The following is a 24284-nucleotide window of genomic DNA, read 5'->3' as shown; positions in this document are numbered from 1 at the left end:
CTTGCGCAGTGTAGCGATTTGCAGGCGGGCAATCCTCGATAATTGAGGTCGTCACTCGTCGGTTGGTTGGGCGCTTTTGCGCCCTGCGCAAACCCTTGGGTTGCCCCGGGAGAGGCAATCTTGAATAATTACCAACTGAGAATTATTTGCAGATACTAATGACGACCATCAGCGCTGGCCATCCCCGTATCCTCTCCATCGAAGACGACCTCGTACTCGGTGCCTATGTCCATGAACATCTGGGCCGTAGCGGCTTCCAGGTGACCTGGTGCCAGAACGGCCAGGAAGGTCTGGACATGGCCCGCGAGCAAGCCTTCGATGTGGTGTTGATGGATATCCTGTTGCCGGGTTTGGACGGGCTGGAGGTGCTGACGCAACTGCGCCGCAGCCATTCCACCCCGGTGTTGCTGATGTCGGCACTCGGCGCCGAGGCCGATCGCATCAGCGGCTTTCGATTGGGGGCCGATGATTACCTGCCCAAACCCTTCAGCATGGTCGAGTTGCGCGTGCGCATCGAAGCCATCCTGCGCCGCGTAGCGCTCGATCGCCGGCCGACCCCGGTGGCGATGGTGGCCGAAGTCGACAGTCTGCGTTTTGACGACGAACGCTTCGACGTTTTTTATGGCCAGCAGCCTGCCGGCCTGACTCGAAGTGAGTATCGCCTGCTGGAAACCCTGAGCCGCAGCGTCGATGAAGTGTTGAGCAAAGCCTTCCTTTATCAGCAGGTACTGCAACGCGGTTATGCCGCCCACGACCGTAGCCTGGACATGCACATCAGCCAGATTCGCCGCAAACTCAAGGCCATCGGCTATACCGAGCGGGAGGTGCGCACGGTCTGGGGCAAGGGCTACATCCTGAGTGCCGTCGATGAAATGTAACTTGCCTGGCCGGCATTCGCTGTTCTGGAAACTGGCTTGCCTGTTGGTGGCGTTCTGTCTGTTGATGATCTGGTTGAGCTGGTCCTGGGGCCGGTATATGGAGCAGCGCAACCAGTTTCTGTCGGATGAAGCGCGCGGCACGCTGACGCGCTATGCCGCGGAGGCTGAGCAAGCGTGGCAGCAGCGTCAACAGGAGGGTGTCGATAGCTGGCTACAGAGCATGCACCAAAGCGAAACGGGATGGGTCGGTGTCATCGGCGGTGATTTACAGTCGTTGAGCAGCTATACGCTAACGGACAAGGAAATCGAGCGCCTGACCTTTCTACGCGGCCTGGATTGGCCCGTCCACAAGAAAGGCCGGCCATGGATGCGGGTGCCGTTTCCCGGCGATTCGTCCGCCGGCAGCCTGGTGATCGAACTGCCCGAACGTTTTGTACCCGGACGCTATCGGGTTTTCTGGCGGGTGATCACCAACGGCGTGATTCCGGGTTTGTTCACCTTGTTGCTATGCGTCGGCCTCTATCGTTTGCTGGTGGTGCCGCTCAATCATTTGCGCGAACAGGCCAATGCCTGGCGTGCCGATCAGCTCAATGTGCGACTGTCCCGCCGCACCACCAACCGGGCCGACGAACTGGGGGAGCTGGGCAGGGCGTTCGATCACATGTCCGAACGCCTGCAAAGCACCGTGGCACTGCAGCAACAACTGTTGCGCGACCTGTCCCACGAATTGCGCACGCCGTTGAGCCGTCTGCGGGTGGCCAGTGAAAGCGAGCAGGGGCTTGAACAGTTGCGTGAGCGCATCGGCCGCGAGGTCGACGGCATGCAACGGCTGGTGGAAGACACGCTGCAACTGGCCTGGCTCGATACAGAGCGCACGCGATTACCCGACGAAGCGATCCAGATCCAGGCTTTGTGGGAAATGCTCACGGAAAACGCCTGCTATGAAAGTTGCTGGCCGCACGCGCAATTGCAGTGCTCGGTGGACGCCTCCTGCTGGGTGCGCGGCCATCTCAATACCCTGGCCCAGGCCCTGGAGAACATGCTGCGTAACGCCATTCGACATTCGCCCAAGGGTGGCATTGTCCACTTGGGCGGGCGGCGCGACGGCGACTTCTGGCATCTATGGCTGGAGGATCAGGGCGGCGGCGTGGGCGAAGCCGATCTTGAGCGAATCTTCCTGCCCTTCACCCGACTCGACGGCTCGCGGCCGGGGGATGGCGGATTCGGCTTGGGTTTGAGCATTGCCAGGAATGCGGTGCGGCGACAGGGTGGAAGGCTTTGGGCGCAGAACACCGGGAACGGGTTGCGGATGAACATGCGCTTGGTGGCGGATGATGGAACTGTCAGTGATGACACCTTTGCGAGGAGACTATCCCATCCTGTAACGCTCTGATTTTGCCGGAGCGTTCCCGAGTTTCTGTACGACATTTCCCAAAGGGTATCACCGGTCATTTCAAACACCCTTGGCGGTTTAAGCTCAGGCTTTTACTCATGTTCAAGGTGTCATGCATGACCGTACCCCAGTTGCCCGGAAGTAGAACCGACGACCGCTTCAATGAAGTGCTTGCACTGATTCAAAGTGCCAGGCGCCAGGCCATGCAGGCGGTCAATACCCAACTGATTGAGTTGTACTGGCAAGTTGGCGCCTATATCAGCCGCAAACTGGAGAAAGCCGAATGGGGTGATTCCGTGGTCGGTCAACTGGCGGAACATCTCAGCCAGACCCAGCCGGGGCAGCGTGGCTTTACTCGGTCGAATTTGTTCCGCATGCGCCAGTTTTACGAAACCTACCGCACCGAATTAAAAGTCGCACCACTGGCGCGACAATTATCCTGGTCACACAATTTGATCATCTTCGGCCAATGCAAACGGCCGGAAGAGCGCGAGTTCTATCTGCGAATGACCGTTCAGGAAAAATGGTCAAAGCGCGAACTGGAGCGTCAGTTCAAGGCGGCGCTGTTTGAACGCAGCGTGACCCAGCCGGCCAAAGTCTCCGCAGTACTGAAACAAACTCTTCCCTCTGCGTTAGAGATATTCCGTGACGCCTACATGGTCGAGTTTCTCGACTTGCCCGGCGCCCACGCCGAAACAGACCTGCATCGGGGCTTACTGGGACGCCTCAAGCAGTTCCTGAGTGAGCTTGGCCGCGATTTCTGCTTTATCGGCTCCGAATACCCGCTACAAGTCGGCGGGCGTGATTTTGCGCTGGACTTACTGTTCTATCACCGCGGTCTCAACTGCCTGGTGGCCATCGAGCTCAAGGTCGGGCGTTTTGAACCGGAGTATTTGGGCAAGTTGGGCTTCTATCTGGAAGCACTGGATCGCGACGAACGCAAACCTCATGAAAACCCGGCAATCGGTGTCCTGCTCTGTGCCAGTAAGGATGACGAAGTCGTCGAGTACGCCCTTAACCGCAGCCTGTCGCCAGCGCTGATCGCCGAGTATCAGGTCCAACTGCCGGACAAACAGTTGTTGCAGGCCAAGCTGCATGAGTTCTATGCCTTGAATGTCGCACAAACAGAAGAGGGCTGAATCCCGCCGCTTATTCCCATAAACCATAAGCACCACACTTTGCGTGATATGGCCTTGCGAGGATTGCCGGTATGATAGGCGCCCCCGCAGTCTGGATTGCGAATACGCCATGACCTTGCAGTACCCAACCATCGCCGATTGCGTCGGCAACACTCCGCTGGTCCGTTTGCAGCGCCTGCCCGGCGAAACCAGCAACACCCTTTTGCTCAAGCTCGAAGGGAACAACCCGGCGGGTTCGGTCAAGGACCGTCCGGCGCTGTCGATGATCACCCGCGCCGAGTTGCGCGGGCAGATCCACGCCGGCGATACGCTGATCGAAGCGACCTCGGGTAACACCGGGATCGCGCTGGCCATGGCCGCCGCGATCAAGGGTTACAAGATGATCCTGATCATGCCGGACAACTCCAGCGCCGAACGCAAGGCCGCGATGACCGCTTATGGCGCCGAGCTGATTCTGGTCAGCCAGGAAGAGGGCATGGAAGGTGCCCGCGACCTCGCCCAGCGTATGGAAGCCGAAGGCCGTGGCAAGGTGCTGGATCAGTTCGCCAACGGTGACAACCCGGAGGCGCACTACACCACCACCGGTCCGGAAATCTGGCGCCAGACCCAGGGCACCATCACCCATTTCGTCAGCTCCATGGGCACCACCGGCACGATCATGGGCGTCTCGCGCTACTTGAAAGAGCAGGACGAGAGCGTGCAGATCATCGGTCTGCAACCGATGGAAGGCTCGGCCATTCCCGGTATCCGCCGCTGGCCGCAGGAATACCTGCCGAAGATCTACCAGGCCGAGCGCGTCGACCGAATCGTCGACATGGCGCAAAGCGAAGCCGAAGACGTCACCCGTCGCCTGGCCCGCGAAGAAGGCATCTTCTGTGGCGTGTCCTCGGGCGGTGCGGTGGCAGCGATGCTGCGCCTGTCTAAAGAAGTTGAAAACGCGGTGATCGTCGCGATCATCTGCGACCGTGGCGACCGATACCTGTCGACCGGTATTTTCGACGCGCCCAACTGATGGCCAAGCACGAGAGAGGCCTGCGCTTCCAGCCCACGGGCGGTAGCAAGGCCCCGCAAGTCCCGACCGGCAAAAAGCAGCGCCTGAGTATCGAGCGCCTGGCCAACGACGGTCGTGGTATCGCGTTTTTCGAAGGTCGCACCTGGTTCGTCATCGGCGCATTGGCCGGTGAAGAAGTCGAGGCGCGTGTGCTCGGTGCCCACGGTAAAGTGGTCGAGGCGCGCACCGAGCGGGTGTTCAAGTCCAGCGAACTACGTCGCCCGGCACCGTGCGCCCATGCCGGTCGTTGCGGCGGCTGCAGCGTGCAACATCTGCCCCACAACGAACAACTCGCCCTGAAACAGCGCATGCTCGCCGAGCAATTGTCGAAGGTGGCCGGTGTCGAACCCGAAGAGTGGGCCGCGCCGTTGAGCGGTCCGGAGTTCGCCTATCGCCGTCGCGCCCGAGTAGCGGTGCGCTGGGACATGAAAGCGAAAAAGCTCGAAGTCGGTTTCCGCGCCGCCGGCAGCCAGGACATTGTCGGCATCGATGAGTGCCCGGTACTGGTACAACCCTTGCAGCCGATCATGGCCCGCTTGCCTGAGATGCTGCGGCGTTTGAGCAAGCCTCAAGCCCTGGGGCACGTGGAATTGTTCAGCGGCTCATCACTGGCGGTGTTGCTGCGACACATGGCGCCATTGTCCGAAAGTGACATGACCATCCTCAAGGATTTCTGTGCGTTCCATGAAGCGCAGTTGTGGTTGCACGGGGACGGCGAGCCACATCCGGTCGAGGCCGATCAGTCCTTGGGCTATCGTCTTGAACAGTGGGATCTGAATCTGGCGTATCGACCTGGGGATTTCATCCAGGTCAATGCCGGGGTCAACGAAGCGATGGTTGCCCAGGCGCTGGACTGGCTGAAACCGCAAGCCGATGAGCGAGTTCTCGATCTATTCTGTGGGTTGGGTAACTTTGCCTTGCCGCTGGCCAAAGCCGTTCGCGAAGTCGTTGCGGTGGAGGGTGTGCAGGTGATGGTCGATCGCGCAGCCGCGAATGCTGTCAGCAACAATCTGAATAATGCACAGTTTTTTCAGGCCGATTTATCCCAGCCTTTGACCGATGCCGAATGGGCGCGTGAAGGCTTTTCTGCGGTACTCTTGGACCCACCGCGTGACGGCGCTTTCGAGGTCGTGCACAAGCTCAAGTCCCTGGGGGCCGAGCGGTTGGTGTATGTGTCGTGCAACCCGGCAACCCTGGCGCGCGACACGGTCGAATTGATCAAGCAGGGCTACCGGTTAAAACGTGCCGGGATTCTCGATATGTTTCCTCAGACGGCACATGTCGAAGCCATGGCGTTATTTGAAGCGAGCTAGGATGCTCGTCTGGTCCGACTGGCCCGCCCGTGCAGCCGCGTACCAGCCCGACGTGGGCTCATGGGCAACGAAGGTCAGCGATTTGACGCATTGAATCTGCGTCGTAGGGAAGGTAAGCAAGATGGTACAGGTGAGAGCACACCAGCCGATCAACACCGACGGCAGTATCAATCTCGAGGCTTGGCTCGATCACGCGGTCAGTGTCGATCTGGCACTGGATCGCGAAGCCTTGAAGGAAGCTTGCGAGTTCGCTCGCGAAGCCGAACAACAAGCCAATGCGGCAAAGAACCTGTGGTCCGAAGGGACCTCGAGCTTCCGCACGGGCCTTGAGATCGCCGAGATCCTCGCCGACCTCAAGCTCGATCAGGATTCGCTGGTGGCCGCGGTTCTCTATCGGGGCGTGCGCGAAGGCCAGATCCCGTTGCCGGCGGTCAGCCAGCGCTTTGGTCCCGTGGTGGCCAAACTGATCGACGGCGTGCAGCGCATGGCGGCGATCAGCGACAGCCTGAGCCCGCGTAAATCCCTGGTGATGGGCACTCAGGGCCAAGTGGAAAACCTGCGCAAGATGCTGGTGGCCATGGTCGACGACGTTCGCGTGGCCCTGATCAAACTGGCCGAGCGCACCTGCGCGATCCGTGCGGTGAAAACCGCCGACGACGAAAAACGCAACCGCGTGGCCCGCGAAGTCTTCGACATCTACGCGCCACTGGCCCACCGCCTGGGTATCGGTCACATCAAGTGGGAGCTGGAGGATTTGTCCTTCCGTTACCTTGAGCCCGACCAGTACAAGCAGATCGCCAAGTTGCTGCATGAGCGGCGACTGGATCGCGAACGCTTCATCAGCGACGTGATGAGCCAACTGAAAAACGAATTGCAGGCCACCGGTGTCGACGCCGACATCAGCGGCCGGGCCAAACACATCTATTCGATCTGGCGCAAAATGCAGCGTAAGGGTCTGGAGTTCAGCCAGATCTATGACGTACGCGCCGTTCGCGTGCTGGTGCCGGAAATGCGCGACTGCTACACCGCGCTCGGCATTGTCCACACCCTGTGGCGGCACATCCCGAAAGAGTTCGACGACTACATCGCCAACCCGAAAGAGAACGGCTATCGCTCATTGCATACCGCCGTGATCGGGCCTGAGGGCAAGGTGCTGGAGGTGCAGATCCGCACCCACGCCATGCATGAAGAGGCCGAACTCGGCGTGTGCGCGCACTGGCGCTACAAGGGCACCGACGTCAAGTCCGGCTCCAATCACTACGAAGAAAAAATCTCCTGGCTGCGTCAGGTGCTCGAGTGGCACGAAGAGCTGGGCGACATAGGCGGGTTGGCCGAACAGCTACGGGTCGATATCGAACCCGACCGGGTCTACATCTTTACCCCGGACGGTCACGCCATCGATTTGCCCAAGGGCGCGACGCCACTGGACTTCGCCTACCGCGTGCACACCGAGATCGGTCACAACTGCCGCGGCGCCAAGATCAACGGGCGCATCGTGCCGCTCAACTACAGCCTGCAAACCGGTGAACAGGTCGAGATCATCACCAGCAAGCACGGCACGCCGAGCCGCGACTGGCTGAACCCGAACCTGGGCTACATCACCACCTCGCGGGCGCGGGCGAAGATTGTTCACTGGTTCAAGCTGCAGGCGCGCGACCAGAACGTCGCCGCCGGCAAGACCTTGCTCGAGCGCGAACTCAATCGCCTCGGTCTGCCGCAGGTGGATTTCGAAAAACTGGCCGACAAGGCCAACATGAAAACCGCCGAAGACATGTTTGCCGCCCTGGGGGCGGGTGACCTGCGCCTGGCGCAACTGGTCAACCTGGCGCAGCAACTGGTCGAGCCGGAACGTGGCAACGAACAGCTGGAACTGATTCCGCGCAAGGCAACCGGCTACAAGCCAGGCAAGCGTGGCGACATTCAGATCCAGGGCGTGGGCAACCTGATGACCCAGATGGCGGGTTGCTGCCAGCCGCTGCCGGGGGATGCGATCGTCGGCTACATCACCCAGGGCCGTGGCGTCAGTATCCATCGCCAGGATTGCGCCTCGGTGCTGCAACTGGGCGGTCGTGAGCCGGAGCGGATCATCCAGGTCAGTTGGGGGCCGGTGCCGGTGCTCACCTATCCGGTGGACATCGTCATTCGTGCCTACGACCGTTCCGGATTGCTGCGTGACGTCTCGCAGGTGCTGCTCAATGAGCGGATCAACGTGCTGGCGGTCAATACCCGCTCGAACAAGGAGGACAACACCGCGCTGATGTCCCTGACCATCGAGATTCCGGGGCTGGACGCGCTTGGGCGGTTGCTGGGCAGGATTTCCCAGTTGCCGAACATCATCGAAACCCGGCGTAACCGTACACCGTGATGGTGATTAATGTGGGAGCGAGCCTGCTCGCGAAGAGGGCGTGTCAGGCGACTTTAATGTCGCCTGGTATACCGCTATCGCGAGCAGGCTCGCTCCCACAGTGTTTTGTGATGAGGCATGAATGATGTACAGCCTTGAAGATTTATTGCACCTGATGAACCGCCTGCGCGACCCGCAGTACGGTTGCCCGTGGGACATCAAGCAAACCTACGCCACCATCGTTCCGCACACCCTCGAGGAAGCCTATGAAGTTGCTGACGCCATCGAGCGCGGTGACTTCGATCACCTGCAGGGTGAGTTGGGCGACCTGCTGTTCCAGGTGGTTTACTACAGCCAGCTGGCCCGGGAAGAAGGGCGCTTCGAGTTCGCTGGCGTGGTCGACAGCATCGTTCGTAAATTGATTCGCCGTCACCCGCACGTATTCCCCGCGGGAGATCTGTACGCGCCACTGGATGTCCCGCGTTTGAGTGAGGAACAGGTCAAGCAGCGCTGGGAAGAGATCAAGGCTGAAGAACGCGCGGAGAAATCCGATGCGCCGCAACAGCTGTCCTTGCTCGATGATGTCCCGGCAGCATTGCCGGCATTGTCCCGTTCGGCAAAATTGCAGAAGCGCGCAGGGCAGGTCGGTTTCGACTGGCCCGACGCCTTGCCCGTACTGGACAAGGTCCGGGAAGAACTCGATGAAATACTCGAAGCGATGGCCGACAACGACTCGGTGGCGATCGCCGATGAAGTCGGCGATCTGCTGTTTTCCGTGGTCAATCTGGCAAGGCATCTCAAGGTCGACCCGGAAACCGCGCTGCGTGGCGCCAATGCCAAGTTCGAACGACGCTTCCGTTTTATCGAACAGGCATTGCGCGACACCCACCGTCCCATGGAAGATTGCACCCTCGAAGAGTTGGACGCCCTGTGGGGCGAAGCCAAACGTCAGGAAAAGAATGTGCCCAGCTGCGGTTGAGCAGTTGCCTAAGTGAGTAATAAGCACCATGAGCATTTCCCTTCGCGACCAGTTGCTCAAAGCAGGGCTGGTCAACCAGAAGCAGGCCAAGCAGGTCAGCAAAGACAAACAGAAGCAGCAGCGTTTGGCCCACAAGGGTCAGATTGAACTGGATGACTCCCAACAGCGTGCGGCTCAGGAAGCCATGGCCGAGAAGGTCAAGCGCGATCAGGAGCTCAACCGCCAGCAGCAGGAGAAGGCTGAGGCCAAGGCCCGTGTCGCCCAGATCAAGCAATTGATCGAAGCCACACGCCTGCCGAAGTTAACGACCGAGGACTACTACAACTTCGTCGACGACAAGAAGGTCAAGCGCCTCTCGGTCAACACGCTGATGCGCAACAAGCTGAGCAACGGTTCGCTGGCCATCGTGCATCACGCCGGAGGCTATGAAGTGATCCCCCGTGAAGCAGCCCTGAAGATCCAGGAGCGAGATCCGCAACGTATCGTGCAGCTGAATGTGCAGACCGAAGAAGTTGCCGCCGAGGACGATCCGTACGCGGCCTATCAGATCCCTGATGATCTGATGTGGTAAGCCGTGTAGGAGCGAGCTTGCTCGCGATGGACTAAAGAGCACCGCGTTTAGCCAGTAAACACGCGTTATCGTTAACGTCCATCGCGAGCATGCTCGCTCCTACAATTGTTCAGGCGGACCGTAGATCTCGTTGCTGCTCCAGCGTTTCCAGCTCGGCCTTGTAGCTGTGGGCGTCAGTCTCGGAATGGAACATCCCGACCAACAGGTCCTGTTGGTACACATCCCAGATCCGGATGCCGGCGGCTACGCCTTCATGGGACATATGTGAATCGTCGCGTTCAGTTACTTTTACAGTCATCTGCTAGCTCCAATCTCTGTTATCTGCAGCAAGGCATGTGCAGGACTCTGTTATAGGGTTTGGTAGCTTGCTAAGTAAACGACTGAGTTTGGAAAGGGTTTGTTGCAGAATTGGAAACAGTCCTGCAGCCCACGGAAACCGCGACATTCAGTCGCAGGCCCTTGAGTTTCATGACAAAAGCTTCATGTTCACCTCGTTTGAAATGAACATCTGTAGGAGCACAGCTTGCTGGCGATGGCGTCCCTGAGATCGCCATCGCCAGCAAGCTGTGCTCCTACAAAAACCAGTTAGCGAGCGTTCCCCAAAGGCAAAAAAAACGCCCCGAACCAGTCGGGGCGTTTTTATGTGCGGCTCAGCAGCGGGGAATTACTTACCTTCCCAGCGCTTCAGTACCAGCGTGGCATTGGTGCCACCGAAACCGAAGCTGTTGCTCATCACGGTGTTGATGGTGGCGTTTTCGCGGGTCTTGGTCAGCACCGGCAGATCGGCCACTTCAGGGTCCAGTTCGTCGATGTTGGCGGAACCGGCAATGAAGTTGCCTTCCATCATCAGCATGCAGTAGATCGCTTCGTGAACGCCGGCGGCGCCCAGGGAGTGACCCGACAGGCTCTTGGTGGAGCTGATGGCCGGAGCCTTGTCGCCGAACACTTCACGCACGCCTTTCATTTCCGCGACGTCGCCGACCGGAGTCGAAGTGCCGTGGGTGTTCAGGTAGTCGATCGGGGTATCCACGGTGGACAGCGCCTGCTGCATGCAGCGGATTGCGCCTTCGCCGCTTGGGGCGACCATGTCGTAGCCGTCGGAGGTCGCGCCGTAGCCAACGATTTCCGCGTAGATCTTCGCACCACGGGCCAGAGCATGTTCCAGCTCCTCGACCACGACCATGCCGCCACCGCCAGCGATGACGAAACCGTCACGGTCGGCGTCGTAGGCGCGGGAGGCTTGTTCCGGGGTGTCGTTGCGCTTGCTGGACAGTGCGCCCATGGCGTCGAACAGGAACGACTGGCTCCAGTGCTCTTCTTCACCGCCACCGGCGAAGACGATGTCCTGCTTGCCCATCTGGATCTGTTCCATGGCGGTACCGATGCAGTGAGCACTGGTAGCGCAGGCAGAAGCGATGGAGTAGTTCAGGCCCTTGATCTTGAACGGCGTGGCCAGGCAGGCGGAAACGGTGCTGCTCATGGTCCGCGTCACGCGGTATGGGCCAACGCGCTTGACGCCTTTCTCGCGCAGAATGTCCAGCGCTTCCATCTGGTTCAGGGTCGATGCGCCGCCGGAACCGGCGATCAGGCCGGTACGCGGGTTGGACACTTGCTCTTCGGTCAGGCCGGAGTCAGCGATGGCGTCTTTCATGGCCAGGTAGGCGTATGCCGCCGCGTGGCCGACGAAGCGATAGATCTTGCGATCGATCAGTTCTTCAAGGTTGAGGTCAATGGAGCCGGAAACCTGGCTACGCAGACCCATTTCGGCATATTCCGGGTTGAACCGGATGCCAGGGCGGCTTGCACGCAGGTTAGCGGAGACGGTCTCTTTGTCATTGCCCAGGCACGAAACAATGCCCAGACCAGTGATAACGACGCGGCGCATGCGGATAACCCTTAGAAGTTGTCAGTGGAGGTGAACACGCCGACCCGGAGGCCTTCGGCGGTGTAGATTTCGCGACCGTCGACAGTCACCGAACCGTCGGCGATGGCCAGGTTCAGCTTGCCTTTGAGGACGCGCTTGATATGAATGTTATAGGTGACTTTCTTGGCTGTCGGCAGGACCTGGCCGAAGAATTTCACTTCGCCCGAACCCAGCGCACGGCCACGGCCCGGCAGGCCTTGCCAGCCCAGGAAGAAGCCGACCAGTTGCCACATGGCGTCGAGGCCCAGGCAGCCCGGCATCACCGGATCACCTTCGAAGTGGCAGGCGAAGAACCACAGGTCCGGAGTGATATCCAGCTCTGCGACCAATTCACCTTTGCCGTACTTGCCACCCTCTTCGCTGATCAGGGTGATGCGATCGACCATCAGCATGTTCGGGGCGGGCAGTTGCGCGTTACCTGGGCCGAACAGCTCACCGCGACTGCAGCGCAGCAGATCTTCCCGGGTAAAGGCGTTTTGTTTGGTCATGCGAGCTCCTCAATAGTCCCATGCGGCAGGTGGGGCAAATCTTCCCGGCCGATCGAAGCGTTCATGCCTCGAACCGGCAGCCTACTCATAGACTATTGCGTTGTAGTGAAAGTCACAGCACCAAGGACATGAATGTACACTTGTGCACTGAAATTTTTAATCAAGTCCATTTTCGGACTTGTACGGGTGCCTAAGACTGCCGCACTTTCGCCTTTCACGCCAGTCACAGATGCTCGAAAGGCCTGTACTACTGCACCCATCGCTGCAGAATTTGCTGAAGATCAATCCGTTTGAAGGGCTTGGCCAGGTAATCGTTCATTCCCGCCGACAAGCAGGCTTCGCGATCCCCCTGCAGGGCGTTGGCGGTCAGGGCAATGATCGGCAAGTCGGTGCAACCTGGCAGTTCACGGATCTGCCGGGTGGCCTCATAACCGTCGATGACCGGCAGTCGGCAGTCCATCAGTATCGCTTCGAAAATCAGGCTCTCGGCACTGCGCACCGCCTGTGCGCCATCGGCGGCAACGCTGACAGTAAAGCCCAGGCTGCGCAGCATGGCTTCGATTACTGTCTGGTTGACCGGATTGTCCTCGACCAGCAGCACATTGCGCCCTTCGCCGTCACCTTTGTGGGTCGATACGCGCGGTACCCGCGCCGGCAACGCCTGTTGATACAACGCCAGCGGAATTTCCAGGGTAAACACCGAGCCATGGCCTTCCTCGCTCTGAGCGCGCAAGGTGCCACCCATTCGTTCGGCGAGTGTGCGCGCAATCGGCAGGCCCAGGCCGGTGCCGCCATAGCGTCTTGAAATGGAACTGTCGGCCTGCTGAAACGCATCGAACATCAATTCCAGGCTTTCGGGGGGAATGCCAATCCCGCTGTCGCGTACCGTGCAGGTGAACCACAGCAGTTCGTGATCCAGGGACTGCCACTGCGATTCGATGGAGACGCGGCCCTGTTCGGTAAACTTCAGGGCATTGCCGACCAGATTGACCAGTATTTGCCGGATGCGCGTCGGGTCGCCCTGAACCTGCAGCGCGCGCATGTCCTCCGGAACCTGCAACTGCAGATCGAGCCCGCGTTGTGCGGCGCTGTGCTGGAACGACTGGGCGCAACTGCCGATCAAGTCCGCAAGGTTGAAAGGTATGTGTTCCAGTTCCAGTTCCGAGCGTTCGATACGCGAGAAATCAAGAATGTCATTGATGACTTTGAGCAGGTGCTCGGTGGATTCCGAGGCCAGCGCGGCGTATTCGACCTGTTCTTCGGTCATCTCGGTGGTTTCCAGCAACTGCAGCATGCCCAGCACGCCATTCATCGGCGTGCGCAGTTCGTGGCTCATCATGGCGAGGAAATCGGACTTGGCGTTGTTGGCTTTTTCCGCTTCCTCGCGAGTCTGGATCAACTGCGCCATGGCCTGGTGCTGTTCGTGGCTGGCCTGCTCGAGGCCGCTGGCGAGATTGTTGATGTGTTGCGACAGGGCGCCGAGTTCCGTGTCGTCAACGATGGGCAGGGGCGTTTTGTAGTCGCCGGCCTGGATCGCCTTGACCGCATTGCCGATATCACGCAACGGTTGCGACAGGCTTGCGGCCAGACGCCGGGCGACCAGGAAGGTAAACAGCAGGGCGAACAGCGCCAGAATGCCGGCCTTGAGCAGGATCTCCTGTTGGCGCTGGCTGAACGCATCATTGGACAGGCCGACGATCACCCGGCCCAGGTAATCCTCTGCGGGAGCGGTGGGGGCAACTTTGCCGTCCTGGAAAAAGTCATTGTGCAGCGCGATCCGTTGCAGCCGCACGGGGGCCTGGAATACTTCGACCTGGTGCGGCTTTTGGTAGCTTGCCGAGGGTTGCTCGACGTACACCAGAATCCGGTTGGCGCTGTCCTGTACTTCCAGGAACCGCACGTTGGGCGTGGCCAGCGTGGCCTTGAGCAGGCTGTCGAGCACCTCGTTATTGCCCGAAATCACCCCGTATTCGGCGGCCGGCGCCAGTTGGTTGGCAATCAACTGGCCGGTGTGATTGAGCTCCTGGCGCAGGTCCTGGATCCGCACGAAGGTGAAGAAGCTGATCAACAGCAGCGTCAGCAGCAGGGCAGGGCCGAGGCTGATGATCTGGGTACGGGTACTGATGTCCCAGCGGCGACGGAAGGTCATGGGTGGCGTTCTCCTTCTGCCAACAGCGTAGCGACAGCCGCTTCGTTTACCTGTTCAAGACCCAGGGAACGAGACACCTGCGGATTGCTCGAGACCTTGAAGCGGTGTGGGTACTGCGTGCGTGGCCACGTGGCGGGCGGCAGGTCGAGCAGCTCATCGAGAATCGCCAGCCAGTCGCTCTGATCGCTGTAGGTACTCGCCAGGCTCCCGGCTCTGACGAATCCTGCATTGGGGCCAATCAAGGCCAGCTGTCGCGCATAGCTGCTGAGCAACAGGTTTTTCGCGGTTTTCGGGTTGTACAGGTCGGGGTCGTCGAGGCCCAGCACTACATCGCTGTTGTCCAGCAAAGCCTGCAAAGGACGACTGTCCTGAGTGTTTTCCCAACGCTCGGTGACCACCTCGAGACCCAAGGGATGGGCGGCCTGGCGCAGTTCCCGTAACAGGAACTCGCTATGGCTGTCGTACAGGACGCCAACCCGTTTGACCTGGGGCAGCAGGACGCGGGTGAGGCGCAATTGCCGATCCAGTGGCGGATCGCTCCAGAGCAGGCTGATATGCGGGGGCAAGGCGTGCCCCAGATGTTGCCTTGCCTGCAGGCGGCTGATGCGCAGCACCAGCGTCGCCGGGCCGCGCGGGTCCTGCAGGCGCCAGTCGAGACTGGGCAGGTCGAGCAGGATCAAGCGGGTGTCCGCCGCCAGCTTGCCCGGTAGCGGCAGGCTGGCCAGTGCCTGGAAGCGCACGTTGTCGGCCGGTCGCAATTGCCGCAGGGCCTGGGCAAAGGATTGCACGCCGGGGCTATCGTCGACACCGGTGAGGAGAATGTCCGCGGCGCTGGCCGACAGGCTGTTTAGCCAGCCACCGAATATAAGGCAGGCCATGACCAGCAGATGGCCAAGGGTTGGTGTCTTCCGTGACGGACGATGCAGCATTTTAAAACGCCAACTCTGCGCTGAAATACATCATCCGACACTCGTTATAGTTATTGTTGATAATTGCCGCATTCTTATTAACGAATGATAGGGCGCATGTTAACCGAGCTCGATCAGTTTTCCAGTCACGATGTAAGCAATTTCTTAGGTTTTGACGGACTTCTTCCTACGCATGCCGGTAATCGACGCGGGGGCTGGCCGACACGGGGGCGCTCCGTATAATGCTGACATCGCCACTGGTATGGATTAACGGATTGCATATGACTGAACAGCGCCCGATCGCGGTCTTGGGAGGCGGAAGTTTTGGTACCGCCGTGGCTAATCTGCTGGCCGAAAATGGTCATCAAGTCCTGCAATGGATGCGGGACCCCGAACAGGCCGAGGCCATCCGGGTCAATCGCGAGAACCCGCGTTACCTCAAAGGCATCAAGATTCTGCCCGGTGTCACGCCAGTCACCGATCTGCTGGCCACCCTGGAGGCCTGCGACCTGAGTTTTGTCGCGCTGCCCTCCAGCGCGTTGCGCTCGGTGCTGGCCCCACACGCCGAACGGTTGAGCGGCAAAATGCTGGTGAGCCTGACCAAGGGCATCGAAGCCCACACGTTCAAGCTGATGAGCCAGATTCTCGAAGAGATCGCGCCACTGGCACGCATCGGTGTGTTGTCCGGGCCGAACCTGGCCCGTGAAATCGCCGAACACGCATTGACCGCCACGGTGGTCGCCAGCGAAGACGAAGAACTCTGCCAGCATGTTCAGGAAGTGCTGCACGGCCGCACCTTTCGCGTGTATGCCAGCGCCGACCGGTTTGGCGTGGAGCTGGGCGGGGCGTTGAAAAACGTCTACGCGATCATCGCCGGCATGGCGGTGGCGATGGGCATGGGCGAAAACACCAAGAGCATGCTGATTACCCGGGCGCTGGCGGAAATGACTCGCTTCGCGGTGAATCAGGGTGCGAACCCGATGACGTTCCTGGGACTTGCGGGCGTGGGTGATTTGATCGTGACCTGCTCGTCGCCAAAAAGCCGTAACTATCAGGTCGGTTTCGCCCTCGGTCAGGGCTTGAGCCTCGAAGAGGCGGTCAATCGACTGGGCGAAGTCGCCGAAGGCGTGAACACGCTCAAGGTGCTCAAGGCCAAGTCCCAGGAGGTTGGCGTGTACATGCCGTTGGTCGCCGGGCTGCACGCGATCCTGTTCGAAGGGCGCACGCTTGAGCAGGTGATCGGACTGTTGATGCGCGGCGAGCCGAAGACCGATGTCGACTTTATTTCCACCAGCGGCTTCAACTGAACCCTTACCTCACAGGAACGGAGCGAGACATGAGTGATCAAAAAGTAGAAGCCAAATACGAGTCCATTCTGCTTCGAGTGCTGTGGATGGTGGTGTTCCTGCTGGTCTGGCAGGTGGCGCAGTTCATACTTGGCGCCGTGGTGCTGGTGCAGTTGATCTATCGTTTAATCTATGGCGCCCCGAGCGCCAGCCTGATGAACTTCGGCGACAGTCTGAGCCAGTTCCTGGCACAGATCGGTCGTTTCGGCAGTTTCCACAGCGACCAGAAGCCCTGGCCGTTCGCCGATTGGCCGACGCCGCGTACACCGGAAGGTGAAACGCCGCACGTCGTGGCGCCTGCGCCGCATCCGGCCCGGGATGAGGAACCTAAATTATGAAAATCTGGGTATTGCGTCATGGTGAAGCCGTGCCACACGGCTCCCGCCCCCACGATTCGGAGCGGGAACTGACGGAGCACGGGCGTGAGGAAGTGCTGCGCAGCGCTGCAAACTTGATCGGGCAACCGCTGACCGCCATCTACGCTAGCCCGTACCTGCGAGCGCAGGAAACGGCGCGACTGGTGCGAGACGCGTTGGGTTTCGAACCGGAAATCCGCACCGTCGAATGGCTGACACCGGACACGGAGCCGGACAAGGTGGCCGAACAAATGGTGGCGGTCAGTGACGTGCTATTGGTCAGTCACAACCCGTTGGTGGGAAATCTGCTGAGCTACCTGCAACATGGTGCCGGGCATCCGCCGGAGAGGGTCGGCACTGCCGGTCTGGCGGAGCTCAAGGGCGATGAGCTGTTGGTAGGGTCCATGAAGCTCAACAGCGTTAAACAACCTTGATCGTGTTGCGGCTGTCGAAAACGGCTTGAAATTTTTTCTGTGAAATAGCCGACCAAGCAACTGCTTGGTTGGCTACGCTTGCTCCAGACCCGGAAACAAAGGAGCGAGTCCCATGCCTGCTGCTTTTCGTTTGCCCCTGGACATTTTCTACGAGCGCGAGGCCCGTCATCCCCGCCAGCGCTTTCTTGTCCAGCCTGTGGGCGGTGGCCATGTCGAGACCTTGACCTGGGAGGACGTCGGTCATCAGGCCCGTTGCGCGGCACATTGGCTGCGGTCGCGGGAACTGCCCCAGGGCAGTCATATCGCCCTGATCTCAAAAAACTGCGCGCACTGGATCATTGCCGACCTGGCGATCTGGATGGCCGGGCTTGTCTCGGTGCCGTTGTACCCCAACCTCACCGCTGAATCGGTGGCCCAGGTGCTCGAACACTCGGAAGCAGCGCTGGCATTCATCGGCAAACTCGACGACTGGCCTGGCATGTCCCGGGGAGTCAATCCCGATCTGCCAACCATCAGCCTGCCGCTGCATCCGCCCGGCACCTTCGATTTCAGCTGGGCCGACCTGCAACGCAGCTCGCCGATCCAGGACGATCCCAAGCCCGCCGCCGATCAACTGGCGACCATCATCTACACCTCCGGCACCACCGGCATGCCCAAGGGTGTGATGCACAGCTTCGCCAATCTGGGGTTCGCCACCGCGCGCGGCACGCAGTTGTTCGGCCTGAATGAGTCGGATCGACTGCTGTCGTATTTGCCGTTGTGCCACGTTGCCGAACGGATGTTCGTCGAACTGGCATCGATTTATAGCGGGCAAACCGTGTTTTTTGCCGAAAGCCTCGACACCTTCCTGACGGATTTACGCCGTGCCCGGCCAACGGCGCTGTTTGGCGTGCCGCGCATCTGGACCAAATTCCAGATGGGGGTGTACAGCAAGATTTCGGCAAAACGCCTGGATTTCCTGCTCGGCCTGCCGATTATCGGCAAGCGGATCGGGCACAAAGTCCTCGCCGGGTTGGGGCTTGATGCCTTGCGCGTTGCCTTGTCCGGTGCCGCGCCGGTGCCGCTGAGTCTGCTGCTGTGGTACCGCAAGCTCGGGTTGGACGTGCTGGAGGTCTACGGCATGACGGAAAGTTGCGGCTACTCGCACATTTGCCTGCCGGGGCAGAACAAACCAGGCTGGATTGGCAAGCCTTGCCCGGACGTTGAGGTGCGCATCGACGAATCGGGCGAGGTCATGGTGCGCAGCGGCGCGACCATGCTCGGGTATTTCAAGGAACCGCAGAAAACCGCCGACACCATCACCGAAGATGGCTTCCTGCGTACCGGCGACAAGGGCGAGGAAGATGCCGAAGGCAACCTGCGGCTGACCGGGCGTCTGAAGGAAATCTTCAAGACCAGCAAAGGCAAGTACGTAGCGCCTGCGCCCATCGAAAATCGTCTGGCGGTGCATTCGCGCATCGAGCAGGTGTGCGTGGTTGGTGATGGCTTGAGTGCGCCACTGGGCCTGTGCGTGCTTTCGGCCGTCGGGCAGCAGGAGGCACGGGCCGGGTTGCATTCAAGCCTGGAGAAACTGCTGGAAGAGGTCAACAACGCCCTCGACAAGCACGAACGCTTGCGGCGACTGGTGGTGGTCAAGGACAGTTGGGCGGTGGAAAACGGCTTTCTCACGCCAACCCTGAAGATCAAGCGCAACGTGATCGAAGCCACTTATGGCGCTCGCTTCGAAGAATGGAGCGAGCGCAGCGAAGCGGTGCTGTGGCAGGATTGAGCCACGAATAAATCAACAAGGAAAACCTGCTATGAGTCTGTGGCGTACCGCTCCGAACATGGAACAGTTGAACGCAATTCAGAAAAACACCATCGGCGAAGTGCTGGACATCCGTTTCGAAACCTTCGATGAAGAGTCCCTGACCGCGAGCATGGTTGTCGACCACCGCACTCACCAGCCTTATGGCTTGCTGCATGGCGGCGCTTCGGTGGTGCTGGCTGAGTCAGTCGGTTCCATGGCCAGCTACCTGTGCATCGACACCAGCAAATTTTATTGCGTGGGCCTGGAAATCAATGCCAACCACCTGCGCGGCTTGCGCAGCGGGCGGGTGACGGCGGTGGCCAAGCCGATTCACATCGGGCGCACGACCCACGTCTGGGATATCCGGTTGACCAGTGATGAAGGGAAAGCCAGTTGCGTATCGCGCCTGACCATGGCCGTGGTGCCGCTGGGTGAGAATCCACCAGCACGGTGACCCCCACGTTCCTTTATTCGCATGGCCGGACTGTCATCATTCCTGTCAGTTACGGTCATTGCTGCAGGACGCGGTCTTGCGGACAATCAACGCCTGGTCTCGCTCATGGATTTGCAGGTATGTCGCAACAGATATTTTTCGCCCACGCCAATGGTTTTCCTTCGGGAACCTACGGCAAGTTGTTTGCGGCGCTGGCACCCGAATTTCAGGTGACGCATCTGGAGCAGCATGCCCACGACCCGCGTTTCCCGGCGGACGACAACTGGTACAACCTGGTGGATGAACTGATCCACCACCTGCAGCAACAGGCGCAGCCGGTGTGGGGCGTCGGTCATTCCTTCGGTGGCGTACTGCATCTGCACGCGGCGTTGCGTTGCCCCGAGTTGTATCGCGGTGTGGTGATGCTCGATTCGCCGGTGCTGACCCGCACCGATCAATGGGTCATCCGCGCGGCCAAGCGCTTGGGTTTCATCGACCGCCTGACCCCGGCCGGTCGCACCCTGGGTCGTCGTGAAGAATTCGCCGATCTCGAGAGTGCCCGCCGTTATTTCGCTGGCAAGAGCCTGTTTCGCAGCTTCGATCCGGACTGTTTCGATGCCTACCTGCACTATGGTTTGCAGCTGGACGGCGACAGGTTGCGCCTGCGTTTCGACCCGGCCACGGAAATCAGCATCTACCGGGGCGTACCGCACACAAGCCCCGGCCGCTTACGGCAGTTGAAAGTGCCGCTGGCGGTCGTTCGCGGGCACGAGAGCCGGGTGGTGATGCGCCATCACACCAGTTCGGTCGGGCGCATGCCAAATGGCGAGGCGCTGAGTATGCCTGGAGGTCACATGTTTCCTCTGGAGCGTCCGCAGGAGACGGCAGTACTGCTGAAAAACCTGTTCAACCGCTGGGACGACCGCCAGCAACAGGATTGCGCATGAGCCAGGTCGTCGAAGAAGTCCGCCTGAGCCTGCCGCATATCGAATTGGCGGCGCATTTGTTTGGCCCCGAAGACGGTTTGCCGGTGATTGCCCTGCATGGCTGGCTGGACAACGCCAACAGCTTCGCCCGCCTGGCACCGAAGCTCAAAGGCCTGCGCATCATCGCCCTGGACATGGCCGGTCACGGGCATTCGGGGCACCGCCCGCCGGGCGCTGGTTACGCCATGTGGGACTATGCCCACGATGTGCTGCAAGTTGCAGAGCAGCTTGGCCTGAAGAGGTTTGCGTTGCTGGGGCATTCGATGGGCGCCATCGCATCGCTGATCATTGCCGGCTCGTTGCCGGAGCGTGTCACCCACCTGGCATTGATTGACGGTGTCATTCCACCCACGGACAAAGGCGAAAACGCTGCCGAACGCATGGGCATGGCCCTGCAGGCGCAACTGGATCTGCGGGAAAAGCGCAAACCGGTCTACAGCACCCAGGGCCGCGCCATCGAAGCGCGCATGAAAGGTCTGGTGGCGGTGAGTCGCGAAGCCGCCGAGCTGCTGGCCCAACGTGGCTTGATGCCGGTGTCGGGCGGCTACACCTGGCGCACCGACAATCGCCTCACGCTGCCATCGCCGCTGCGTCTCACCACCGAGCAGGCCATGGCCTTCGTCCAGCGGATCGCTTGCCCGGCGAAACTGGTGGTCGCCGCCGACGGCATGCTCGCCAAGCACCCCGAGTTGCTGGAGCGTCTACCCTTTAGCCTTGAACAGCTGCCAGGCGGCCATCATTTGCACCTGAATGACGAACCCGGCGCCGACCTTGTCGCAGACTGTTTCAATCGGTTCTTCGCCATTCCTTGACTTGCGCCGGGCAACTGTCGAGGCTGGGCGGGTTGAAAAGGGAGACAACCATGATAGACCTCTACACCGCTGCGACCCCGACTGGCCACAAGGTCATGCCGATCTGATGAGTTTATCCATGCGCTCACTCAGTTTGCTGATGCTCTGTTGTTTCAGTCCTCTATCATTAGCCGCCGATCTGCCCGGCAGTCAGGACTTGCCGATCGTGCCGCGCATGACCGATGCGCAAATCGTCGACTATCGCCCCTCGGCAGAGCTTGAACGGATCTACCCGCTCGGCTCGATCCGCAAGATCAGCGGTCAGCTGCGCTTTGACGGACAGGTCAGTGCGCGTGGGCATGTCACGTCAGTGACCTATGAATTGCCGGCGGAGCATTCTTCAACCCAGGCCTTCACCGCCGCGCGCGAAGCCCTGCAGCAGCAGGACGCCCAGTTGCTATTCTGGTGCCAGGCTCGAGATTGCGGCGAAAGCAGCCTGTGGGCCAACGAAGTGTTCGGTAATGCCAAACTCTATGGCGCCGACAATGAGCAGGCGTACCTGCTGTTACGCCTGGCCGCACCGCGGGACAATACGCTGGTGGCGCTTTACAGCATCACCCGTGGCAATCGCAAAGCCTATCTGCACGTCGAACAATTCGACGCCGTCGCCCCACTGGGTGATTTGCTGCCAACGTCCGCGACCTTGCTGCGCGAGCTCAAGAGTACCGGTGAACTCGACTTTCCCAAGCTGACTGAAACACCCGATGACACCTGGCTGCGCCTGATCTCCCGGGGCCTGAACCTGGACGCGACCTTGCGGGTCAGTGTGTCCGGGCCCAACGCCGAAGCCTGGCGTCAGTCGTTGATCGAACAGGGCGTACGTGCGGCACGGATGGAGTCCGGTGGTGTCGACGGCTCTGGCCTGCATATCAAATTGCTGCGATAAGCGTTATCCGGCGGACACGCGTGGCGTGTTCGCCTACTCTTTTTGCTGAATGATTTTTTCGAGACTGTGATGATCAATAACGATCGGCTGTTGGTGCAGATCCTGCTCCTGGTGCTGTTTGGCGCGAGCTTCTGGGTGATGGCGCCGTTCTGGTCGGCCCTGTTCTGGGGCGCAGTGCTGGCCTTCGCCAGTTGGCCACTGATGCGCCTGCTGACCCGCTGGCTCAATGGCCGCGAGTCCCTGGCGGCAGCCTTGCTGACCGTGGGCTGGATGGTGCTGGTGGCGGCGCCCCTGGTGTGGCTGGGGTTCAACCTGGCGGACCATGTGCGCGACGCCACGGCGTTCATCAAGGATGTGCAGGTCGACGGCCTGCCTGAAGCGCCGACCTGGCTGGTCAGCATTCCGCTGGTGGGCGAGCGGCTGGTGGTGATCTGGAACAGTATCGATCAGCAGGGCGCGGCGATGATGGTGTCGCTCAAGCCTTATCTGGGCCAGGTCGGCAACTGGTTGCTGGCGCGTAGCGCGCAGATTGGCAGCGGCATTCTCGAGCTGACCCTGAGCATTGTCTTCGTGTTCTTTTTCTACCGCGACGGCCCACGGTTGGCAGCCTTTGTTCATGGCTTGCTGGAGCGGCTGATTGGCCACCGTGCCGGGTACTACATCGAGTTGGTGGCGGGCACGGTGCAACGGGTGGTGAACGGTGTGATCGGCACCGCCGCGGCCCAGGCCGTGCTGGCGCTGATCGGGTTCCTGATTGCCGGCGTTCCCGGAGCGTTGGTACTCGGTATCGTGACCTTCATGCTCAGCCTGATTCCCATGGGGCCGCCGCTGGTATGGATTCCGGCCACTGCCTGGTTGGCCTGGAAGGGTGATTACGGTATGGCGGTGTTCCTCGGCATCTGGGGCATGTTCATCATCAGTGGCGTGGACAACGTGCTCAAACCCTACCTGATCAGCCGGGGCGGGAATTTGCCGCTGGTGATCGTGTTGCTTGGGGTGTTTGGCGGGTTGATCGCGTTCGGATTCATCGGCCTGTTTATCGGGCCGACGTTGCTGGCTGTGGCTTACAGCCTGTTGACCGACTGGAGCAAGAGCCAGGCTCGGGTTGATGACCGTCGCTGAATTCAACCCTTGAGCAGCGCGTGTCGTGACTGTACCGAACTCGACACAATCGTCGCAGAGGCTAGTCTTGCCGAAGCGTTCTCGACGATTTACCGATCATCGGGTCCCGCAGGGCCGTTGGTTCCGCTACAATGCGCGCCGATTTCGACTTGCCTGAGAGCCTACTCATGTCCGCCTGCCAGACTCCTATCATCGTCGCCCTGGATTTCCCTACCCGTGACGCCGCACTGAAGCTGGCCGACCAGTTGGACCCGAAACTGTGCCGGGTCAAAGTCGGTAAAGAACTGTTCACCAGCTGCGCTTCGGAAATCGTCGGCACCCTGCGTGACAAGGGTTTCGAAGTGTTCCTGGACCTCAAGTTCCACGATATCCCCAACACCACGGCCATGGCGGTCAAGGCGGCGGCGGAAATGGGCGTGTGGATGGTCAACGTTCACTGCTCCGGTGGCCTGCGCATGATGGCTGCCTGCCGCGAAGTGCTGGACCAGCGCACCGGGCCAAAACCGCTGCTGATTGGTGTGACGGTATTGACCAGCATGGAACGTGAGGACCTGGCCGGTATCGGTCTGGACATCGAGCCGCAGGAGCAGGTCCTGCGTCTGGCTGCACTGGCGGAAAAAGCCGGGATGGATGGCCTGGTGTGCTCCGCCCTGGAGGCCCAGGCGCTGAAATCGGCGCACCCGTCGCTGCAACTGGTGACCCCGGGGATTCGTCCGGCGGGCAGCGCCCAGGACGATCAGCGCCGTATCCTGACCCCACGCCAGGCGCTGGATGCCGGTTCCGATTACCTGGTGATCGGCCGTCCGATCAGCCAGGCGGCGGATCCGGCCCAGGCGCTGGCCGATGTGGTGGCCGAACTCGCCTGATCAAGCACTGAAGTACCATTGTGGGAGCGAGCCTGCTCGCGAAAGCGGTGTATGAGTCAACATTGATGTTGGCTGTCA

23 protein-coding genes are annotated in these 24284 nt (G+C 60.3%); 18 read left to right on the top strand and 5 right to left on the bottom strand.

From position 1 onward, the window contains the following. Positions 1-158 precede the first annotated feature (158 nt). The 8 genes from ACA054_RS25470 (at position 159) to ACA054_RS25435 (ending at position 9668) form a co-directional block, all read left to right on the top strand. The gene (locus ACA054_RS25470; RefSeq protein WP_497686712.1) at positions 159-878 is read left to right on the top strand and encodes a response regulator transcription factor; all 720 of its coding nucleotides are present in this window, start codon (positions 159-161) and stop codon (positions 876-878) included. Continuing rightward, entirely contained in the window at positions 868-2271 is a 1404-nt protein-coding gene (locus ACA054_RS25465) for a sensor histidine kinase (RefSeq protein WP_497686711.1), read from the top strand. The genes ACA054_RS25470 and ACA054_RS25465 overlap by 11 nt, the downstream gene beginning before the upstream one ends. A 116-nt stretch (positions 2272-2387) precedes the next feature. Next, on the top strand, positions 2388-3410 hold the full coding sequence (locus tag ACA054_RS25460; protein WP_497686710.1) for a PDDEXK nuclease domain-containing protein: 1023 nt from the start codon (positions 2388-2390) through the stop codon (positions 3408-3410). A 109-nt stretch (positions 3411-3519) separates the two neighbouring features. Next, positions 3520-4422, top strand: coding sequence for a cysteine synthase CysM (gene cysM / locus ACA054_RS25455; RefSeq protein ID WP_497686709.1), 903 nt, complete (start codon positions 3520-3522; stop codon positions 4420-4422). Then, on the top strand, positions 4422-5774 hold the full coding sequence (rlmD, locus tag ACA054_RS25450) for a 23S rRNA (uracil(1939)-C(5))-methyltransferase RlmD (RefSeq protein WP_497686708.1): 1353 nt from the start codon (positions 4422-4424) through the stop codon (positions 5772-5774). Before cysM ends, rlmD begins: the two co-directional genes overlap by 1 nt. A 121-nt stretch (positions 5775-5895) precedes the next feature. Next, entirely contained in the window at positions 5896-8139 is a 2244-nt protein-coding gene (gene relA / locus ACA054_RS25445; protein WP_497686707.1) for a GTP diphosphokinase, read from the top strand. Positions 8140-8263: 124 nt separating this feature from the next. After that, complete coding sequence (gene mazG / locus ACA054_RS25440; protein ID WP_497690369.1) at positions 8264-9097, top strand: nucleoside triphosphate pyrophosphohydrolase; 834 nt, start codon at positions 8264-8266, stop codon at positions 9095-9097. A gap of 28 nt (positions 9098-9125) precedes the next feature. Further along, positions 9126-9668, top strand: a complete 543-nt coding sequence (locus ACA054_RS25435) for a DUF2058 domain-containing protein (protein ID WP_020799705.1) — start codon at positions 9126-9128, stop codon at positions 9666-9668. A 109-nt stretch (positions 9669-9777) separates the two neighbouring features. Here the strand turns inward: ACA054_RS25435 and ACA054_RS25430 are convergent, their stop codons facing one another. From ACA054_RS25430 to ACA054_RS25410, 5 genes are all read right to left on the bottom strand, one after another. Further along, positions 9778-9966, bottom strand: a complete 189-nt coding sequence (locus tag ACA054_RS25430; protein WP_497686706.1) for a hypothetical protein — start codon at positions 9964-9966, stop codon at positions 9778-9780. Positions 9967-10332: 366 nt separating this feature from the next. Continuing rightward, positions 10333-11553, bottom strand: a complete 1221-nt coding sequence (fabB, locus tag ACA054_RS25425) for a beta-ketoacyl-ACP synthase I (RefSeq protein WP_007957797.1) — start codon at positions 11551-11553, stop codon at positions 10333-10335. 11 nt (positions 11554-11564) lie between these two features. Continuing rightward, positions 11565-12080 carry a 3-hydroxyacyl-[acyl-carrier-protein] dehydratase FabA gene (fabA, locus tag ACA054_RS25420; RefSeq protein ID WP_003179264.1) on the bottom strand — a complete coding sequence of 172 codons (516 nt, stop codon included), beginning with the start codon at positions 12078-12080 and terminating at the stop codon, positions 11565-11567. Between the two features lie 247 nt (positions 12081-12327). Then, on the bottom strand, positions 12328-14229 hold the full coding sequence (locus tag ACA054_RS25415) for an ATP-binding protein (RefSeq protein WP_497686705.1): 1902 nt from the start codon (positions 14227-14229) through the stop codon (positions 12328-12330). After that, the gene (locus tag ACA054_RS25410; protein ID WP_497686704.1) at positions 14226-15158 is read right to left on the bottom strand and encodes an ABC transporter substrate-binding protein; all 933 of its coding nucleotides are present in this window, start codon (positions 15156-15158) and stop codon (positions 14226-14228) included. The genes ACA054_RS25415 and ACA054_RS25410 overlap by 4 nt, the downstream gene beginning before the upstream one ends. Before the next feature lie 260 nt (positions 15159-15418). Here ACA054_RS25410 and ACA054_RS25405 point away from each other — a divergent pair, with 260 nt between their 5' ends. The 10 genes from ACA054_RS25405 (at position 15419) to pyrF (ending at position 24206) form a co-directional block, all read left to right on the top strand. After that, positions 15419-16444 carry an NAD(P)H-dependent glycerol-3-phosphate dehydrogenase gene (locus ACA054_RS25405; protein ID WP_497686703.1) on the top strand — a complete coding sequence of 342 codons (1026 nt, stop codon included), beginning with the start codon at positions 15419-15421 and terminating at the stop codon, positions 16442-16444. Positions 16445-16473: 29 nt separating this feature from the next. Continuing rightward, complete coding sequence (locus ACA054_RS25400) at positions 16474-16821, top strand: DUF4389 domain-containing protein (RefSeq protein ID WP_497686702.1); 348 nt, start codon at positions 16474-16476, stop codon at positions 16819-16821. Next, positions 16818-17273: a phosphohistidine phosphatase SixA gene (gene sixA / locus ACA054_RS25395; RefSeq protein ID WP_497686701.1), complete on the top strand. Its 456-nt coding sequence runs from the start codon at positions 16818-16820 to the stop codon at positions 17271-17273. The genes ACA054_RS25400 and sixA overlap by 4 nt, the downstream gene beginning before the upstream one ends. Positions 17274-17385: 112 nt before the next feature. Beyond that, on the top strand, positions 17386-19041 hold the full coding sequence (locus ACA054_RS25390) for an AMP-binding protein (protein ID WP_497686700.1): 1656 nt from the start codon (positions 17386-17388) through the stop codon (positions 19039-19041). 31 nt (positions 19042-19072) lie between these two features. Continuing rightward, positions 19073-19516, top strand: a complete 444-nt coding sequence (locus ACA054_RS25385; protein WP_497686699.1) for a hotdog fold thioesterase — start codon at positions 19073-19075, stop codon at positions 19514-19516. Positions 19517-19635: 119 nt separating this feature from the next. Then, on the top strand, positions 19636-20442 hold the full coding sequence (locus ACA054_RS25380; RefSeq protein ID WP_497686698.1) for an alpha/beta fold hydrolase: 807 nt from the start codon (positions 19636-19638) through the stop codon (positions 20440-20442). Next, positions 20439-21293 (top strand): alpha/beta hydrolase, encoded by an 855-nt coding sequence (locus ACA054_RS25375; RefSeq protein WP_497686697.1) that lies wholly within the window; start codon positions 20439-20441, stop codon positions 21291-21293. Before ACA054_RS25380 ends, ACA054_RS25375 begins: the two co-directional genes overlap by 4 nt. 118 nt (positions 21294-21411) lie before the next feature. Continuing rightward, positions 21412-22218 (top strand): DUF4892 domain-containing protein, encoded by an 807-nt coding sequence (locus ACA054_RS25370; RefSeq protein WP_497686696.1) that lies wholly within the window; start codon positions 21412-21414, stop codon positions 22216-22218. A 69-nt stretch (positions 22219-22287) separates the two neighbouring features. After that, complete coding sequence (locus tag ACA054_RS25365; protein WP_497686695.1) at positions 22288-23340, top strand: AI-2E family transporter; 1053 nt, start codon at positions 22288-22290, stop codon at positions 23338-23340. Between the two features lie 167 nt (positions 23341-23507). Continuing rightward, a complete protein-coding gene (gene pyrF, locus ACA054_RS25360) occupies positions 23508-24206 on the top strand; it encodes an orotidine-5'-phosphate decarboxylase (RefSeq protein WP_497686694.1) in 699 nt (232 codons plus the stop codon). Positions 24207-24284 lie beyond the last annotated feature (78 nt).

The organism is Pseudomonas sp. LBUM1653, from assembly GCF_059716115.1.
The sequence above is the reverse complement of the archived record's forward strand: the minus strand, read 5'-3'. Positions and strand labels throughout refer to the sequence as shown.

Bases quoted from the DNA above. Each gene is read 5' to 3' on its own strand.
- ACA054_RS25470 (WP_497686712.1), top strand. From the start codon at position 159: ATGACGACCATCAGCGCTGGCCATCCCCGTATCCTCTCCATCGAAGAC.
- ACA054_RS25465 (WP_497686711.1), top strand. From the start codon at position 868: ATGAAATGTAACTTGCCTGGCCGGCATTCGCTGTTCTGGAAACTGGCT.
- ACA054_RS25460 (WP_497686710.1), top strand. From the start codon at position 2,388: ATGACCGTACCCCAGTTGCCCGGAAGTAGAACCGACGACCGCTTCAAT.
- cysM (WP_497686709.1), top strand. From the start codon at position 3,520: ATGACCTTGCAGTACCCAACCATCGCCGATTGCGTCGGCAACACTCCG.
- rlmD (WP_497686708.1), top strand. From the start codon at position 4,422: ATGGCCAAGCACGAGAGAGGCCTGCGCTTCCAGCCCACGGGCGGTAGC.
- relA (WP_497686707.1), top strand. From the start codon at position 5,896: ATGGTACAGGTGAGAGCACACCAGCCGATCAACACCGACGGCAGTATC.
- mazG (WP_497690369.1), top strand. From the start codon at position 8,264: ATGTACAGCCTTGAAGATTTATTGCACCTGATGAACCGCCTGCGCGAC.
- ACA054_RS25435 (WP_020799705.1), top strand. From the start codon at position 9,126: ATGAGCATTTCCCTTCGCGACCAGTTGCTCAAAGCAGGGCTGGTCAAC.
- ACA054_RS25430 (WP_497686706.1), bottom strand. From the start codon at position 9,966: ATGACTGTAAAAGTAACTGAACGCGACGATTCACATATGTCCCATGAA.
- fabB (WP_007957797.1), bottom strand. From the start codon at position 11,553: ATGCGCCGCGTCGTTATCACTGGTCTGGGCATTGTTTCGTGCCTGGGC.
- fabA (WP_003179264.1), bottom strand. From the start codon at position 12,080: ATGACCAAACAAAACGCCTTTACCCGGGAAGATCTGCTGCGCTGCAGT.
- ACA054_RS25415 (WP_497686705.1), bottom strand. From the start codon at position 14,229: ATGACCTTCCGTCGCCGCTGGGACATCAGTACCCGTACCCAGATCATC.
- ACA054_RS25410 (WP_497686704.1), bottom strand. From the start codon at position 15,158: ATGCTGCATCGTCCGTCACGGAAGACACCAACCCTTGGCCATCTGCTG.
- ACA054_RS25405 (WP_497686703.1), top strand. From the start codon at position 15,419: ATGACTGAACAGCGCCCGATCGCGGTCTTGGGAGGCGGAAGTTTTGGT.
- ACA054_RS25400 (WP_497686702.1), top strand. From the start codon at position 16,474: ATGAGTGATCAAAAAGTAGAAGCCAAATACGAGTCCATTCTGCTTCGA.
- sixA (WP_497686701.1), top strand. From the start codon at position 16,818: ATGAAAATCTGGGTATTGCGTCATGGTGAAGCCGTGCCACACGGCTCC.
- ACA054_RS25390 (WP_497686700.1), top strand. From the start codon at position 17,386: ATGCCTGCTGCTTTTCGTTTGCCCCTGGACATTTTCTACGAGCGCGAG.
- ACA054_RS25385 (WP_497686699.1), top strand. From the start codon at position 19,073: ATGAGTCTGTGGCGTACCGCTCCGAACATGGAACAGTTGAACGCAATT.
- ACA054_RS25380 (WP_497686698.1), top strand. From the start codon at position 19,636: ATGTCGCAACAGATATTTTTCGCCCACGCCAATGGTTTTCCTTCGGGA.
- ACA054_RS25375 (WP_497686697.1), top strand. From the start codon at position 20,439: ATGAGCCAGGTCGTCGAAGAAGTCCGCCTGAGCCTGCCGCATATCGAA.
- ACA054_RS25370 (WP_497686696.1), top strand. From the start codon at position 21,412: ATGCGCTCACTCAGTTTGCTGATGCTCTGTTGTTTCAGTCCTCTATCA.
- ACA054_RS25365 (WP_497686695.1), top strand. From the start codon at position 22,288: ATGATCAATAACGATCGGCTGTTGGTGCAGATCCTGCTCCTGGTGCTG.
- pyrF (WP_497686694.1), top strand. From the start codon at position 23,508: ATGTCCGCCTGCCAGACTCCTATCATCGTCGCCCTGGATTTCCCTACC.